This is a genomic window from Dapis brunnea BLCC-M229 (genome assembly GCF_050015995.1).
GTDB lineage: Bacteria > Cyanobacteriota > Cyanobacteriia > Cyanobacteriales > Microcoleaceae > Trichodesmium.
The window spans coordinates 1-15890 of record NZ_JBNHEP010000014.1 but is presented as its reverse complement, the minus strand read 5'-3'; the positions used below and the strand labels follow the sequence as shown (position 1 = coordinate 15890).

Below are 15890 nucleotides of genomic sequence, written 5' to 3'. Positions count from 1 at the left end.
AACCAGGTCAAGATGCCAAGGAAGATTATCACTACACTCGTGAAGGAACTCAAGCTTTGTTTATATTAACAACTTCCAAGCTGCCACCTTCTCATCATTTTGACGAGCAAAACGCTTTTTCCCCAAAGTTCCATCAACAGTTTCCAGCAAGATTTTTTTCTCCTCGCCATAGAGATAATGACCTGCTGTCCGAAACATTCGATTTTTGGCTTCAGATAAACTTATTAGCTGCAAAAGTGGAACATTCAGCTTTTCAACTCTCAAAACTGCTAAATCAAAACCCTTGACATCTCCTATTGCTAAAACTTTTGCCCGAATATTATTTACCAATACATTTTCCTCACCACCCACATCCTCAACAACATGAGCACAGGTTAGGAAATAAGTATAATTATTCTCTTGATAAAAAGCAAATCCAGTACCAATAACATCTGCTTTGCGAGAGTTGTCACTAGCACTGGTAATTAAAACAATAGATTCTTCTAAGTTACTCATTATCTAACTTTTTAGGTTTCAGAACTAACTTAACTTTTAAATTCGTACCAGCCTTTGCTTTAGTAATATATAGATTACCTTCCCCCTCAAAATTAAAACCCACTTCCACCTCAGCTTGTTGAATTTCCATATCTTTATTAATTTCTTGCCAAGCTTCAGCAATAGGGCGACTAATACTAATTAATATAGGTTTAACTTTAGCAAAACTAGATTTAACTTCTTTTATAACATTAGTAGAAATAGGCTGGGCTTCATTCTCTGGGACTTCCGCTTCAACTAAAATTCCGTCTTCTAATTCAATTAATCTGGTGGCCATATATAATTATTGGTAAATTTAATTGCTATAGCATTTCTCAGTAAGCGTGAGGCACACTACTGGAGCTCCCCCCTAACCCTCCTTTTTCAAGGGTGGAACTAAAAGTCCCTCTTAAAAAGGGGGATTTAGGGGAATCGTTGATGTGCCTCGCCAGGGTGAAAACTGCTATATTATATTCCAGTTATCTATTAAATAGACTGAAGCAGTAACCAAAAAATTTTAGCCACTAAAATTGTTATGGCTTCTTAAAATGACTGAACTTAAACAAAAATGAATCAACCGATTAAAAAAGCTTTTTTAGATACAGAAGACGGACAAATTTTTTACCGCATTGGAGGAGAAGGAGAACCTCTGGTTTTACTTCCCATGACTCCTCGAAGTAGCGACGAATTTAAAGAGTTAATGGCAATTTTAGATCCTAAATATCGTCTTATTGCTATGGACTTAATGGGGTTAGGAGATTCCGATAAACCTCCTAGGGAATATTCTATAGCTGACTATGCTAAAACTGTCATTTTATTATTAGATGAATTGGGGATTCAAAAATGTAGTATTTTGGGTAATTTAACAGGGGGTTATATTGCTGGAGAAGTAGCTGTATTTTATAGCGATCGCGTAGATAAATTAATCCTTTGTAATACTCATGGTTTTGATGCAGAAGAAGCTGAAAAAATTACTCAAAGATATACTCAAGGATTTACGATTAAAGAAGATGGTTCCCATCTGATGGAAAGATGGTTGGCGAGGATTAATTATGTGGGAAAAGGAGAATTAAATCACCGTTGTGTTTTGGATGATTTAAAAGCTTTTGGAGGAACTATATATCCTGGGATTGCACTGGGTAAATATTGTCTTTCTGCTCCAGAAAGGTTTAAACTTATTCAATGTCCGACCTTAGTTTGTAATGGTACTAAAGCCTTAGAACCTTTAGACAAATATGACTTAGTAAAGGTAGAAAATCAAGGTTGGTTATCTGAAGCAATTCCTCATAGTCAAGCTGTTGAAATTGAAGGGGGAAATCTCTGGATGATTAACCAAATAGCTGAAGAAATATCTACAGTTGTTGTTGATTTTTTAGATAATAATTGAATTAGCACTCAGCATTCAGCTAGCCTCCTGCGGAGGAACTGTGTTAATAGCTATCAGCTTCTAAAGGTGTATAATGGGGGATTAAAACATCTATTAACACATACCACTTGCTTTTTTAAATATATATAATGGAGGACTGTTACCTTTGAATTTTTAGCTGACAGCTAGTTAAAGAAAAAAGTAATCTATGAGGAGTTTAACTGATGAATTCTATTGACAAAATGACACAAACCTATGAGACAACTAAAATGACTAATCTCTATGAAACTGACTTTGTGGAGTGGACTATTAAACAAACTCAAGCATTAAATGATCGTGATATAAAAGCTCTTGATTGGAATAACTTAAAAGAAGAGATAGAAGACTTGGGAAAAGAACAAATTCATGCCGTCAGTAGTTTTGTAAAAAGGTTAATTGAACACAAGCTTAAACTAGACTATTACTCCGATATTTATCGTCGAAACCACTGTCAAACTGAAATTAACAACTTTCAAGATGAAATTGAAAGAAGACTAACTAAAACTCTTTTAAACAAGGTAGATATAGATAAGGAATACGAAAGAGCCAAAAGATTAGTCTTAAGTGAATATAAGTTAGAGCTTCCCGATAAATGTCCTTATAGTTTTGCAGATTTAATGCAAAGAGTACCAGAAAATTGACAATGATTACCATTAGTTATTGTTTATTTTTTAGAGAAAAAATAGATGAGGAGAAATTAAATATTATGAAAATAAAGAGAGCATTTTTAGATACAGAAGACGGGCAAATACATTATCGAATAGGAGGAGAAGGTGAACCACTAATTTTGCTGCATCAACAACCAAGAAGTAGTGATGAATATAAAGAATTAATGAGTATTTTAGCTCAAAAAAAACAAGTAATTGCTATGGACTTTTTGGGTTTTGGTGATTCTGACAAACCTCCAAGAATGTACTCAATTGAAGACTATGCCAAAAATGTTATCCAACTTCTAGATACATTAAATATCAAAAAAGCAAGTATTCTAGGTAATCATACAGGAGCTTTTGTTGCTGGAGAAGTTGCATCTGCTTATTCTGAGCGACTTAATAAATTGATATTATGTAATTTTCCTAATTTCGGCGAACAAGGAAAGAAAAAGCTCTTAGAAATATATTCCAAAGGTTATCAAATTCAGGAAGATGGTTCTCACCTAATAGCAAGGTGGTTAGCTCGTTCTAACTATGTAGGAACTCCTGAATTAAATCACCGTTGGGTATTGGACGATTTAAAATGTTTTGGTTATCCAATGTATGCTGTTTATGCTGTAGCAAATTACTGTTTAAATTTTAAAGAAAGCTTGAGTTTGATTCAATGTCCTACCTTACTTTTATGGGGACTTGAAGATGTCAAACAATTTGAAAATTTAGGTTTAGCAAAGGCAGAAGATAGATTGATAGCTACTCAATTAATTCCTAATACTGAGGTAGTTGAACTGGAAGAAGGTAACATTTGTATGATGAATCAAATGTTTAAAGAAATATCCGAGATAATAATAAAATTTCTAGATAAATAAGTGCAAGGAAAAAATATTATGGCAAGAGATCATATTGAATTTATTCAATCTTCAGATGTCAACGAGAAAAAATGGTTCGTAGATGGTTTTCTAGAAGATGGACTGACACGAATTTTAAGTTTTGATTATGAAACTGGTGGGTCTACCGAATTAGTTGAATGGACCCAAGATTGGCATATGAGTTCGGGTTATTTCAACTGTGATGTGGAAATATTTGTTCTTAGTGGAGAAATCCAAATTGGACAACTTCGGCTCGGACCGTATACTTATGGGTTTATTCCAGAAGGTGTTTGTATTGAGAAATGGAGCGTTAAAAAAGACACTAAAGCTTTGTGGATGCCTGAACGTCAGGTCTGCTTTACACAATCATTAGATGATTTACCAGGAGCAAAAAGAGAATTATATATTCCCTCCTACAGTTCACAACTTATTCCTTGGTCTGCTACTATCACTCCTGGGTTTCCTCCAGGAGCTATGAGAAAAACTTTACGCAAAGGATTACAGGGAGGAAGAAGCACTTGGCTTTTGGGGTGTTTACCGCAGTTTTTGGAACCTTTTGCAGAATATCATCCTATTCCTGAAGAGGAATTTGTTCTTCAAGGTAGTCTAACTACACAAGCAGGTCACATGACTCCAGGTTGCTATTTTTGGCGTCCTCCATTGATTTCACACGCACCAGCTTATACAGAAACTGGATATTTTGCCTTTGTCAGAGGAGGAAATCCTCATCTTTCTTACCATGCTTGGGAACCCCCATTACAGCAATATTATCCTTGGGATTGGAATAAATAAACTAATCTCTGAACTTAAAATTTAACTATTTTAAACCTATGAAAGTTGCTTTAATCACTGGCTGAAATTCTGGAAAATAATTAAGCATTTCTCGTAGAATTTGCTCAAGATGGCTTTAATCTTAGTCCAGGGATATCATTCTAATTATGATGTTGCTCTGGAGGTAAAACAAGAATTATAAAAGACGATCTAAAATGTTTTGATGATCCTTTATATGCTGTTTGGGCAGTAGTAAATTATTGTTTAGAAGTAGAATAAAAATTTAAGCAAATTAAATGTCAAACTCTAATTATTTTTGGAATAGATGATATGCAGGAATTTGAAAGATTAGGGTTGGCAAAAATGGAAGACCATAATTTTCTTTCTCAAGCAATTCCCCACGCTAAAGTGGTAGAATTTCCAGAAGGAACTATTTGTATGATGAATCAAATTCCTGAAAAAGTTGCTGAAGCTGTTAAAGACTTTCTAAGGTAATGATACCGAAAACTTATCGCAAGCTTGTTATTAAAAACCTTAACTCTGATTTTCGTTCTGCTGTGGAAATTGTAGAAACTGAACTACAACAACCTCAAGGCAACGAAATTCTAATTAAAAATAAATTCGCAGGGATTAATGCCGGATTTGATACTTTATTATCTCAAGGAAAAATTCCCTATTTTAATCCAAAACTACCGATTGATATGGGTGTAGAAGTAGTAGGAAATGTGGTAGCTATTGGAGATAATATTAAACAATTTCAGATTGGAGATGGGGTTTTAACTTTTACTAAAGGAGGGGCATATCGAGAGTATCAAACTGTTAGTTTAGATGAGGTAATTAAAGTTCCGGAAGTTTCCCCAGAAATTGTTACATTAATGCCTACGGGAGTATCCGCTTTAGTAGCTTTAGAACAAGTAGGAGAAATGACGAGTCAAGAAGTAGTTTTAGTCACTGCTGCTGCTGGAGGAACAGGACATATTGCCGTACAATTAGCTAAACTAGCAGGAAATCATGTTATTGGTACCTGTGGTTCTCCAAAAAAGGTAGAATTATTACAACAATTAGGTTGCGATAGAGTTATTAATTATCGTCAGGAAAATGTTAATCAAGTTCTCAAACAAGAATACCTCCAAGGTATTAATTTAGTATTTGAATGTGTTGGAGGAAAAATGTTTGATACTTGCGTTGATAATTTAGCTATGAGGGGGCGTTTAGTTGTAGTTGGTTTTATCTCCGAATATAGCGATAATTTAGAACAAATTAATCAACCTCGAATTTATCATAAACTCTTTTGGAAAGCTGCCTCAGTTAGAGCATTTCTTATGCCTTGTTATCGAGAATATCAAACAGAAGCTTGCGATCGCCTCTTTAATTTGTTTCAAACTAAACAACTTAAAGTAGCGATCGATCCTACAGAATTTAGAGGATTAGATTCTATTGTCGAAGCTGTTGAATATCAACTTAGTGGGAAAAATAAAGGTAAAGTAATTGTGAAATTATAGACTAATCATCAACAACTGCGGTACACTTAATCTCAACAATTAATCCTGGAGTAGACAAAGAAGTAATTCCTACTCCAGTCCAAGTGGGAAATTCTTTAGTAAAATAACGATCTTTTACCTTCATAAATAATGCTAAATGGGGAATAGTAAACGGTTGTTGAGACTCTGAAAATTCCCCTACATTAGCACCAGTCACATAATAAGTTACCATTTCTACAACATTATCAAAAGTACCTCCAGCAGCCACCAAAACTTTTTTAACATTCTCAAACGCCTGGATAAATTGTTCTTCTACCCCTTGCACAACCTGTAAATTTTCATCCCTTCCCACCTGTCCTGAAATATATAATGTATTTCCTATTTTAACTCCAGGACAATAGTGATATTTTTCATATATAATTTCCATTCCTTGGGGAATAATTACTTCACGTTTTGGCATTGATAAAATCCTTTAACTGTTCAGATAATTAATTATAATCAAGTTTTTGTTTTGAGTCCGGTTTTAGCCCCAGAAATAGTTATCTTCAGGCAAAAATTTAAGAACTCTATCATAAAAGGATGACAAAATTGGTTTGCACGCTTACAGTAGTTTCTCTAGTTTTAGCCCTATATATAAGATAATCGTGAAGTGGATTTTAGAAATATGCTTGTATATGGACTATTAATTTTAGTAATTATAATATTTCTCATCCGTTCCTCTAGTTTAAGTCTTATTCAAGAACCGAAAACTTGGACTTCATCAGAGCGAACCAGGTCAATTTTCCTCTTTCTGTGGAAGTTTCTTGGTTATCTGGGTATGTCTGCTGTTTTTATCTCTCTAGGACTTATGATGGGCATTATCGGCTATCATTGGGCAGCGGGTTTGAGTTGGATAGATTCTCTAGTAGAAGCTTCGATGATTCTTAGTGGTATGGGACCAATTAGTCCCCTCTCAACTACTAGCGCAAAAGTATTTGCTTCTCTCTATGCACTCTTTAGTGGTTTGGTTTTTGTTATAGCGATGGGGATTCTTTTATCTCCTTTAGTCTATAGTTTGTTAAGTCAATTTCGTCTTCATCTCAAACCTGAAAACTACCAACAAGATGAGCACTTAGCAAAATGATCAAGATGTAGAACTGAAAAACTAACGGGGTAACAAATAGTTGTCTTGATTCCTTAGTCCCTATTCCCTGTTCCCAGTTAAGTGTTTCCTATCTCCTTATTTATATTTCCTTGACAAACACCGTTAATTTTAAGGAACCACAACAATTTTTCCCATCAAACTACGCTGCTCTATTCTCGTCAACGCTGCTGATACTCCCTCCAGACCGACTACTTGCTCAATAGTTGACTGTAATTTTCCCTGTACAAATGCTGGCATAATTACATCTTTAAGAGTTTGCCAACTTGCCTGATAATAACTGTTATACCAAAGAGCAATACCATAAACTGCAATATTGCGCCCTAGTAATTTTCCCATTGGCAAGGCCGCATCCAAACCAGTCGTCGTACCATAGCAAGCAATACGACCATTATTAGCGATCGCTCCTAAACAGTCAGCAAATGTCACCTTACCACCCCCATCAAGTGCCACCTGTACCCCTAGATTTTCCGTAATCTTGCCTACTTCAGAAACTAGATTTTGACTGCTATAGTTAATCCCATAGTCAGCACCCAATTTTATCAGATATTCCACCTTAGCTGCATTACCAGCAGTAGCAATAACCTTTGCTCCCAATAACTTAGCTAATTGTACTGCTGCAGTCCCCACACCACCACTACCAGGATGGACTAGCACCCATTCTCCTATCCGAACTTTTGCCCGATGGATGAGAGCTACAATAGCTGTCAAATAGTTAATAGGTAAACTAGCTGCCACCTCAAACGATATATCGTCCGGAATAGCTAATAATTCTGTAGCAGGAGCGATCGCCATTTCTGTAAAAGCTCCTCGAACGTGACCCACTACCCGCATTCCTGGTGAAAACTCCTCCACCTTTTCCCCCACAGCATCAACCACACCTGCTGCTTCTTGACCAAGAATTTGAGGCAATGCGCCGTCGTCTGGTCTTTTATATTTTCCGTAGGTCATTTGCAGGTCTGAGTTATTAATTCCGGCAGCTTTTACAACCAGTCTAACTTCATCGGAAGTAGGTGCTAAAATTTCTTTTTCTTCTACTACTTGAATACCAGAGATACCTGAGTATTCATGTATGCGAATTGCCTTCATTTTTCGTATGTTATTTTAAACTGTTTTAAGTAACTAGTGTCTAATTGTATAAGTTAATATATTTATTAGACGAATGAAAAAATCCTAAATTTGCTCAAATTCAAAGGAAGTCAACTCAAAAATAATATTACTAATTTTTGCAACTAGACACTAGCTATAATTAATATTAAGTCTGGGTAATTAGTTACTGCTTGTTAAGAAACCGGGTTTCTCCTGAAGATATAGTAGGAATAATTTTACCCCCAAGAAACCTGGTTTCTATTTGGAGTAATTTTACAACCGGATTTAATATAAATTGCAGTTTTTAATTACGACTGGAACGGAGTTCCGCTCCGCTTCAGTCGCTGCGGACGTACTTGTAAATTTTTTCACCTACCTACTTATTTATTCGGCTCTATCTACTTATTAATATTATGTTTGAATAATTAGCTATCAAAAAACTCTTTGTTTGTAGTTGCGCTTTAGCGCACCTAGTGTCTACTTGTATAAGTTAATATATTTATTAGACGAATGAAAAAAGCCTAAATTTGCCTAAATTCAAAGGAAGTCAACTCAAAAATAATATTACTAATTTTTGCAACTAGAGACTAGATATACTGAGGCACTAAAGCGCAACTACGAGCAGAATTATAAATTTTTTTCTGAAAGTGTAGCTTCCCTGGAGGGGGCACATAATATTCCAGATAATTTAAGTTGGTTAATAACCAAAAAAATGATTAAACTCTTATTTTCCTAGCTAGGCAAATTTCGTTTTTTTATTTAACTAATTCTTTCTTCTTTAATAATTGTTCTTTTGATAATTTTATCGTTCTGAAACCAATGCCAAGTTCTGGCGCGATGATTATTATCAGGACTAATATTAATCATTTCATAGATATAAAAATCTGCCATTCCTTTATAAGTAATCCACAAAATATTCGTTTTTTTATTTAACTAACTCTTTCTTCTTTAATAATTGTTCTTTTGACAATTTTATCGTTCTGAAACCAATGCCAAGTTCTGGCGCGATGATTATTATCAGGACTAATATTAATCATTTCATAGATATAAAAATCTGCCATTCCTTTATAAGTAATCCACAAAATAATTGTTGAATTATCTATTTCCCAAGCATAACCATCCAATCTTTCTGTATCAAACCAAATCTTTTTATCCCGATATATTCCTGGAAATTGATATTCTTCTTTTTTACCATCCGCCCACTCATAACGATTAGTTTGAAAATATGGATATTCTGCATTTTCTGGAAATTGACAAGTTAAATGGGAAGTATGTTTATCAATAATATTTCCCTCATTATCTACTATTGTATATGTTCCTTTCCAATCTCCTTCATGGCGGACTAATACTGGCATTTCTTCTCGGATATTAGACATAATAACTGCTCCTGATTCAAACAGTGGATAAAATTGAAATTATTATATAGCAATTTAGGGATGATGTTTAAGTAGTGGGTTAGGGTAATTGTAAACTGCTGATGTTCTACCTAATTTTCTTCTACATCTATCTAGCACGTCTGGCTTAAAAATGTAGGTAAAACCTTCAGACTTCTCCCCCAACCCCTCTCCTCCAAGGAGAGAGGAGAAAAATTCCCCCCCCTTTCAAAGCTATCCCTTATAAGGAACTCCTAAAATTCTTTTCTGATAGGGAGATGGGGGGATGGGGAGATGGGAAGGTGGAAAGAGTTTAGCCTCTAATTAAATACGTTTACTCTTCCGAAATATCCATTGAATGGTAAAAAATATAACCTTTTTCTAATAGACATCTCCAGAAAATAAACTTGCCATTTATTTACTATAAGCTAAAGTTGTAAAATTTCCTGACAAAATCATTTTATGTGCATTTTTACTGCAAATCTCTTCCCTGTTCCCAGTTAAGTGTTCCCTGTTCCCTACCTTGACAAAAAGTCTATATATTTTTCACCAGATTTCTAATGTCTAAGTTTTATGTTAAGAAAGATGTTTATAAAGCATAGCTTTCAAAGGGAGGCAGGGGGGATAGTTGTGGCGTTCGGGGTTAGGTTTTTTTAACCCAGAATTTTAGTTTAGACGCGCTACTACTAAGGACTTAGCTCCTAAAAAAAATTACTCAACCTCTTAGAACCAATCGTACGATTTCAATCAAATAATGCTACAAAAAGGAAACCTATCAATTTCTCTCTAGAATATGCTTCTAGAATGGGAGCAGCTACATATATCTATGTATTTAGCTTTTTTTCCATATTTATTTCTGCTTCCAACTTTGGTCTTCCTGCTTCATAACCGATAATATTTGTAACAATATTTTTTCTAAATGGTATAACCTATCAATTGTGGCAAATACTCCAGAAAGCCTTGCAACTTTTCCCAGAAAATAGTAAATTAAAATACAGTAAATATCAGACATTTTTGCTTTGTCTGGCAAAAAGGTCTCCTGTTCAAATTTTTTACAACAAGTTATTATATAGAAATTACTTATATTCTCGGTTACGGCTCTCCTCACTAGGCACTTTTACTTTCACAACGCTACATTTAAGTTACGATAAGTAAATAAAAATTTACATTTGTTCCTGTTTATGGCCACTGAATGGTCAGTAATTAGTGAAAAACATTACGATAAGGGAGAAATCTCCCCTGTGACTATAAACAAATAATAAGAGGAAGTAAGAATGTTTGAACGTTTTACAGAACAATCAATCAAGGTAATCATGTTAGCTCAGGAAGAGGCCCGTCGCTTAGGACATAACTTTGTGGGCACAGAGCAAATTCTCCTGGGTTTAATTGGTGAAGGTACAGGTATTGCATCTAAAGTTCTCAAGGAACATGGTGTAAATCTCAAAGATGCTCGGAACGAAGTAGAAAAAATAATTGGCCGTGGTTCTGGGTTCACTCCAGCAGAAATTCCTTTTACTCCTAGGGTAAAAAGGATGTTAGAAATTTCTCTAGAAGAAGCGAGGAAATTAGACCATAACTATATTGGCACAGAACATTTGCTACTCGGATTACTACAAGATTCTGAAGGAGTAGCTGCTAAAGTTTTGGACAACTTGGGAGTTGACAGAGGCAAAGTTCGGACTCAAGTAATTCGCTCTCTCGGAGAAGTTGCTGCAGTGTCTTCCGGAGGGTCTAACCCCAATGGTAAGAAAGCCGTTACTCTAGAAGAATTTGGTACAGATTTAACAAAGTTAGCAGCAGAGGGTAAAATCGATCCAATAGTAGGCCGACAAGTTGAAATTGAACGGATGATTCAAGTCTTAGGTCGTAGAACAAAAAATAATCCTGTTCTTATTGGTGAACCTGGAGTAGGAAAAACAGCTCTGGCTGAGGGGTTAGCTCAACGAATCGTTAATCAAGATGTTCCTGATATCCTGGAAAATAAACAGGTGGTTAGTCTAAATATTGGTTCTCTGATCGCTGGTACTAGGTTCAGAGGAGAATTTGAGGAACGGTTGAAAAAAATAATGGATGAAGTCCGTGCCAATGGTAATATTATTTTGGTCATTGATGAAATTCACACTGTTGTAGGTGCTGGTGCTATTGAAGGTAGTATGGATGCTGCTAATATTCTTAAACCTGCTTTAGCAAGGGGTGAGTTACAATGTATTGGGGCGACTACCCTAGATGAATATCGCAAGCATATTGAACGGGATGCTGCTCTTGAACGTCGTTTCCAACCAGTGAAAGTTGGCGAACCTAGTGTAGAGCAAACTATTGAAATCCTCTATGGGGTGCGCTCTGCTTATGAACAACATCATAGGTTGACTATTTCTGATGAAGCTCTGACAGCAGCAGCTGAATTATCGGATCGGTATATTAGCGATCGCTTCTTACCAGATAAAGCTATCGATCTAATTGATGAAGCAGGTTCCCGTGTCAGAGTCAAAAATTCAATGGTTTCACCACAGTTGAAGGAACTAAGACGTGAACTCTTGAAGGTGACAAAGGAAAAGGAAGAAGTTGTTCGTCAACAAGATTTTGAACAAGCAAGTAAACTGCGCGATCGCGAACTAGAAATTCAAGCAGAGATTGAACAGACTAATATTGACAACGAAAACCAAAAAACCAGTAACTCTCCTGTAGTGAATGAAGACGATATTGCTGATATTGTGGCATCTTGGACGGGAGTTCCTGTGAGTAAGTTGACAGAATCAGAATCTGAGAAACTGCTACATATAGAAGATACCCTGCACCAACGTCTCATTGGGCAAGATGATGCTGTTAAAGCTGTTTCCCGTGCGTTACGTCGCGCTCGAGTTGGTTTAAAGAACCCCAAGCGACCTATTGCTAGTTTTATTTTCTCCGGTCCGACTGGTGTTGGTAAAACAGAACTGACAAAAGCATTAGCTACTTATTTCTTCGGTTCTGAGGAAGCTATGATCCGGGTGGATATGTCGGAATACATGGAACGTCACACTGTTTCTAAACTTGTTGGTTCCCCTCCAGGATTTGTTGGTTATGATGAAGGTGGACAACTAACAGAAGCTGTACGCCGTCGTCCCTACACTGTAGTATTGTTTGATGAGATTGAAAAGGCTCATCCAGATGTATTTAATATTATGCTGCAAGTGTTGGAGGATGGTCGTCTAACTGACTCTAAAGGTCGAGTAGTAGATTTCAAGAATACCTTAATCATTATGACTTCCAATATCGGTTCTAAAGTCATTGAGAAAGGTGGCGGTGGTTTAGGTTTTGAGTTTGCTGAGGATCAAGAAGAAGCTCAATATAATCGTATCCGCAACTTAGTTAATGAGGAATTGAAACAATATTTCCGCCCAGAATTTCTCAACCGTCTCGATGAAATTATTGTCTTCCGTCAGTTGAATAAGGATGAGGTGAAAGAGATTGCAGAAATTATGCTGCGGGAGGTATTTAGTCGTTTAGGCGATCGCGAAATTACTCTTACAGTCAGCGATAAGTTTAAGGAACGCTTAGTAGAAGAAGGATTCGATCCTAGTTACGGAGCAAGACCTCTACGTCGAGCTATTATGCGTTTGTTAGAGGATGTTTTGGCAGAAGCGTTATTAGCTGGTCAAATTCAGGATGGGGAAAATGTTTATGTAGATTTAGATGAAAATGGCGAGGTGAAGGTTGTACCTGTAACTGCTAACGAACAACTTCCTGAGTTTGCTTACAGCAATAATTAATCTCAACAGAAGGTTGTAATCAACGTAGAATTTATCAAAATAAAGAGTTGGGTTAAGCATTGGCATAACCCAACATTTTTATTGACATAATTTTACAGCAATTTCGGAAATTGATTTACACAATTAAATACTATTTGTCTCAGATTGCCTAAGATTTCAAGGATTTAAAGACTGCTTGAAACTCCTCGTAACTGATTAGATCGTCACCACTTGTGTCTGCAGCTTTCATCATATTCTCAATTTGAACATCATTAATATCGGTATCGATACTACGAATATAAGTTTGTAACTCATCTAAACTTATATATCCTGACCTATCTGTATCAATATATTGGAAAACTCTGTAGAGTTCCTTTTCTTCTACAGAAATAATGTGTTCTACGAAACCAATACTTTCAGCGATCGTCTTCCACAACTCATAGGAGTCAGTGTGTTTAAGAGCATCTGCTTCGTCGTCTTTAGTAATGCTATATTCTTGGCGAAGTTCTTGAACTAGGTTGCGATCTTCTGGGGATAAATTCTTCAAAAGGTCTTCTAACACTTCATTGGATGTTTCCTCCGAGAATGCTTTCATCAAGTCAGCAACCCAGTTTCGATCTGGGTGAGTTTTCCCAGAATGTAAGATAATTTCCAGGAGAGTTTCTCGATAGCTCTCTAACCGCAGAGAGTTTTCTCTATTGTGCGGCTTACGAGGATCGAACAGCTCGGGATATTGTTGGCCTAGTTCCGTTAAGATGGTATCATGATCTCCATCAGAAATACCCAGTTCTTGGCGCATTTGCTTGAAGCTTTCCAGAGTATCAGCGGGGTTTACATAACCCTCATCAATAGCATCTCGCAGCATCGCTTTGTAAGTTTGCAGACGTTTTTCTTGGGAAAAATCAGGCAGAACTTTCGCGAGAACATAGACTTCATCCGCACTAAGATCGTCAATAGTTCGCCCCTCCAAAAACTTCGCACAATCCAAATGCAACTTTTTGAGCTGCTTTCGTAATCGATTGGCAAGACTTTCGCGTTGATAACGACTGGGACTGCGCCGCCAAGTTCTATAAAGCCACAAGCTACTAAATACTGCCATTAAAGCCCTAAAAACAGTAGGCAAGGGTGATGGCAACAACTGAATAAAATTGTGCCCTCCAAAAATAAAGAAGAAGTTGAAAATGAAAAACGTACACAAAGTAAACATTCGATGTCGAATGATTAAGGGGTCACTCCATTGGTGATAGCGATGGTGATAGGCTTTGTACATATTTTCCAAGGCACTACCAATGCCTATAGCGCCAAAGGTAAATAGACCAAGAGTTATGGGTACTGCTAGAATTTTAGGGATGTCTACAGCTTGATCTAAGAAATAAAACCCTGGTTTGAGCAGATTCGCCAGTTGGTTTTCTTCGTGAGCCCAAGCCCCCGATAAATAATAATCCCAGGCACCCGCATAAAGATAGTAATAGAAAAAATACCCAATTGTAATGCCAACATAACCGTAATAGAGCATTTGCTGCTGCGGGTTGTCTATTTCATCCCAATAGGACTTTTCGGCATCTATATCAATACAAGGACTTTGACAAGCAACGCAGGCACTCAACTCTTTACCATCAGGACTTACCGTGCGACACATGGACTGGGTAATGAGTTGGCGATCGCCTTTGTGAGCAGTGCTGTTGAGTAGTGCTCTTGGTTGTGCATAAATCTTTTGTACAGGAGCCATCGGACAAATATACTGACACCAAGACTTACCACCATAGAGGAAACCGACCGTTAGTGCTGCAATAATGGTGAATGTTAAAAACAAACCTAAAGCCAAACGATCGGAGTTGACGAAAAGAATGCGGTTACACAACCCTAGAAAGAAAAGGGCAAATTGTAGGGAAAGATGATTCCGAGCTAGCCATGAATTTTTGGCGACTTTGACCAATTCCTTGCGGACTTTCCCAGTTGTCGGATTGACGCGGGTGCGTTTACGTTCCCATCCCAAGGCACGAGGAATTTGTGAAATAAAGGATAGGGGACAAATTCGTCGCCAAAATTCGTGTCCTAACACAAACAAAATGAAAACACCAGAAGGCACGATCATGCCCCAAAAAATAGAAGCTCCCATCGGATAGGGTATCTCTTCAAGGCATTTTCCTTGTACCAGGACGCAGTTTTCTATATTGAGTCTGAACGGACTCACTGCATTGGAAGGTTCTGTTAGCTGACTCGATAGTGGATCGTAGAATAGTGAAACAATTAGGAGGCACCAACCCAGGGTAAGTGCCCATCGTAGTCGATGGATTTTGGTTTCAGAAATATTACCTAGCATCACTCAATTTTTTTTTCTCAAGTAAAATATTTTTTTTTAGCACTTAACCATATCTTTACTACTACTACTATACTGAAATAAATATTGTATCCAACTTAACCTAAAAGCAATTTTTAATTGGCTGGAATTGATATCAATCTTACCTTATAGACACTTTATAGACACTAAAGAATATTAAAGAATATTAAGCAGAGTTATTGCATCGATATTATTGCTCAAGCCATACTACGAAGCTCTAATTATAACTATTCAACCGGAAATGATATTATTTGATACTTTGCGTAAGTCCTATTCATGAAAACTGCTATAGCAATTTCCATTCTGGTGAGGTACAAAATTCCTTTGTTTTAGGGAACAGGGAACACTTAACAGGGAATAGGGAACAGGGAATAGGGAACAGGGAATAAGAAAAGAAATAAAAATAGGTGTACCTCCAACGACCTGAGAAACGCTATATAATTTATGGAATTAGACACTAATCAATGAACACTTAACAGGGAATAGGGAATAGGGAATAGGGAACAGGGAATAGGGAATAGGGAATAGGGAA

16 protein-coding genes are annotated in these 15890 nt (G+C 36.6%); 8 read left to right on the top strand and 8 right to left on the bottom strand.

Annotated features, from left to right (window positions below):
* Positions 1 to 60: 60 nt before the first annotated feature.
* Together ACP6PM_RS01515 and ACP6PM_RS01510 are read right to left on the bottom strand one after the other, a co-directional pair.
* Positions 61 to 495 carry a trypsin-like peptidase domain-containing protein gene (locus ACP6PM_RS01515; protein WP_426581190.1) on the bottom strand — a complete coding sequence of 145 codons (435 nt, stop codon included), beginning with the start codon at positions 493 to 495 and terminating at the stop codon, positions 61 to 63.
* Positions 488 to 811, bottom strand: a complete 324-nt coding sequence (locus tag ACP6PM_RS01510; RefSeq protein ID WP_426581188.1) for a CU044_2847 family protein — start codon at positions 809 to 811, stop codon at positions 488 to 490. Before ACP6PM_RS01510 ends, ACP6PM_RS01515 begins: the two co-directional genes overlap by 8 nt.
* 270 nt (positions 812 to 1081) lie before the next feature.
* On the opposite strand from ACP6PM_RS01510, the gene ACP6PM_RS01505 reads away from it, so the two are divergent.
* The 6 genes from ACP6PM_RS01505 (at position 1082) to ACP6PM_RS01480 (ending at position 5707) form a co-directional block, all read left to right on the top strand.
* Positions 1082 to 1900 (top strand): alpha/beta fold hydrolase, encoded by an 819-nt coding sequence (locus ACP6PM_RS01505; RefSeq protein ID WP_426581186.1) that lies wholly within the window; start codon positions 1082 to 1084, stop codon positions 1898 to 1900.
* 203 nt (positions 1901 to 2103) lie between these two features.
* Positions 2104 to 2559 carry a DUF29 domain-containing protein gene (locus ACP6PM_RS01500; protein WP_426581184.1) on the top strand — a complete coding sequence of 152 codons (456 nt, stop codon included), beginning with the start codon at positions 2104 to 2106 and terminating at the stop codon, positions 2557 to 2559.
* A 65-nt stretch (positions 2560 to 2624) separates the two neighbouring features.
* Positions 2625 to 3434, top strand: a complete 810-nt coding sequence (locus ACP6PM_RS01495; protein ID WP_426581182.1) for an alpha/beta fold hydrolase — start codon at positions 2625 to 2627, stop codon at positions 3432 to 3434.
* A gap of 18 nt (positions 3435 to 3452) precedes the next feature.
* The gene (locus tag ACP6PM_RS01490) at positions 3453 to 4226 is read left to right on the top strand and encodes a DUF4437 domain-containing protein (RefSeq protein WP_426546427.1); all 774 of its coding nucleotides are present in this window, start codon (positions 3453 to 3455) and stop codon (positions 4224 to 4226) included.
* Between the two features lie 309 nt (positions 4227 to 4535).
* Positions 4536 to 4700, top strand: a complete 165-nt coding sequence (locus ACP6PM_RS01485; protein WP_426546428.1) for a hypothetical protein — start codon at positions 4536 to 4538, stop codon at positions 4698 to 4700.
* Entirely contained in the window at positions 4700 to 5707 is a 1008-nt protein-coding gene (locus tag ACP6PM_RS01480) for a zinc-binding dehydrogenase (RefSeq protein WP_426546429.1), read from the top strand. The genes ACP6PM_RS01485 and ACP6PM_RS01480 overlap by 1 nt, the downstream gene beginning before the upstream one ends.
* A 1-nt stretch (position 5708) precedes the next feature.
* Here ACP6PM_RS01480 and ACP6PM_RS01475 read toward each other — a convergent pair whose 3' ends face one another.
* Positions 5709 to 6146, bottom strand: coding sequence for a RidA family protein (locus tag ACP6PM_RS01475; RefSeq protein WP_426546430.1), 438 nt, complete (start codon positions 6144 to 6146; stop codon positions 5709 to 5711).
* A 204-nt stretch (positions 6147 to 6350) separates the two neighbouring features.
* On the opposite strand from ACP6PM_RS01475, the gene ACP6PM_RS01470 reads away from it, so the two are divergent.
* Entirely contained in the window at positions 6351 to 6809 is a 459-nt protein-coding gene (locus tag ACP6PM_RS01470) for a hypothetical protein (RefSeq protein ID WP_426581180.1), read from the top strand.
* Positions 6810 to 6938: 129 nt separating this feature from the next.
* Here the strand turns inward: ACP6PM_RS01470 and ACP6PM_RS01465 are convergent, their stop codons facing one another.
* From ACP6PM_RS01465 to ACP6PM_RS01450, 4 genes are all read right to left on the bottom strand, one after another.
* A complete protein-coding gene (locus tag ACP6PM_RS01465; RefSeq protein ID WP_426581178.1) occupies positions 6939 to 7916 on the bottom strand; it encodes a quinone oxidoreductase family protein in 978 nt (325 codons plus the stop codon).
* A gap of 759 nt (positions 7917 to 8675) precedes the next feature.
* Positions 8676 to 8828: a hypothetical protein gene (locus ACP6PM_RS01460; RefSeq protein ID WP_426581176.1), complete on the bottom strand. Its 153-nt coding sequence runs from the start codon at positions 8826 to 8828 to the stop codon at positions 8676 to 8678.
* Between the two features lie 17 nt (positions 8829 to 8845).
* The gene (locus tag ACP6PM_RS01455; protein WP_426581174.1) at positions 8846 to 9292 is read right to left on the bottom strand and encodes a DUF3598 family protein; all 447 of its coding nucleotides are present in this window, start codon (positions 9290 to 9292) and stop codon (positions 8846 to 8848) included.
* 847 nt (positions 9293 to 10139) lie between these two features.
* A complete protein-coding gene (locus ACP6PM_RS01450; RefSeq protein WP_426581173.1) occupies positions 10140 to 10301 on the bottom strand; it encodes a hypothetical protein in 162 nt (53 codons plus the stop codon).
* A gap of 262 nt (positions 10302 to 10563) precedes the next feature.
* On the opposite strand from ACP6PM_RS01450, the gene ACP6PM_RS01445 reads away from it, so the two are divergent.
* Positions 10564 to 13038 carry an ATP-dependent Clp protease ATP-binding subunit gene (locus ACP6PM_RS01445; protein ID WP_426581172.1) on the top strand — a complete coding sequence of 825 codons (2475 nt, stop codon included), beginning with the start codon at positions 10564 to 10566 and terminating at the stop codon, positions 13036 to 13038.
* A 148-nt stretch (positions 13039 to 13186) separates the two neighbouring features.
* Here the strand turns inward: ACP6PM_RS01445 and ACP6PM_RS01440 are convergent, their stop codons facing one another.
* The gene (locus tag ACP6PM_RS01440; protein ID WP_426581192.1) at positions 13187 to 15340 is read right to left on the bottom strand and encodes an EF-hand domain-containing protein; all 2154 of its coding nucleotides are present in this window, start codon (positions 15338 to 15340) and stop codon (positions 13187 to 13189) included.
* Positions 15341 to 15890 lie beyond the last annotated feature (550 nt).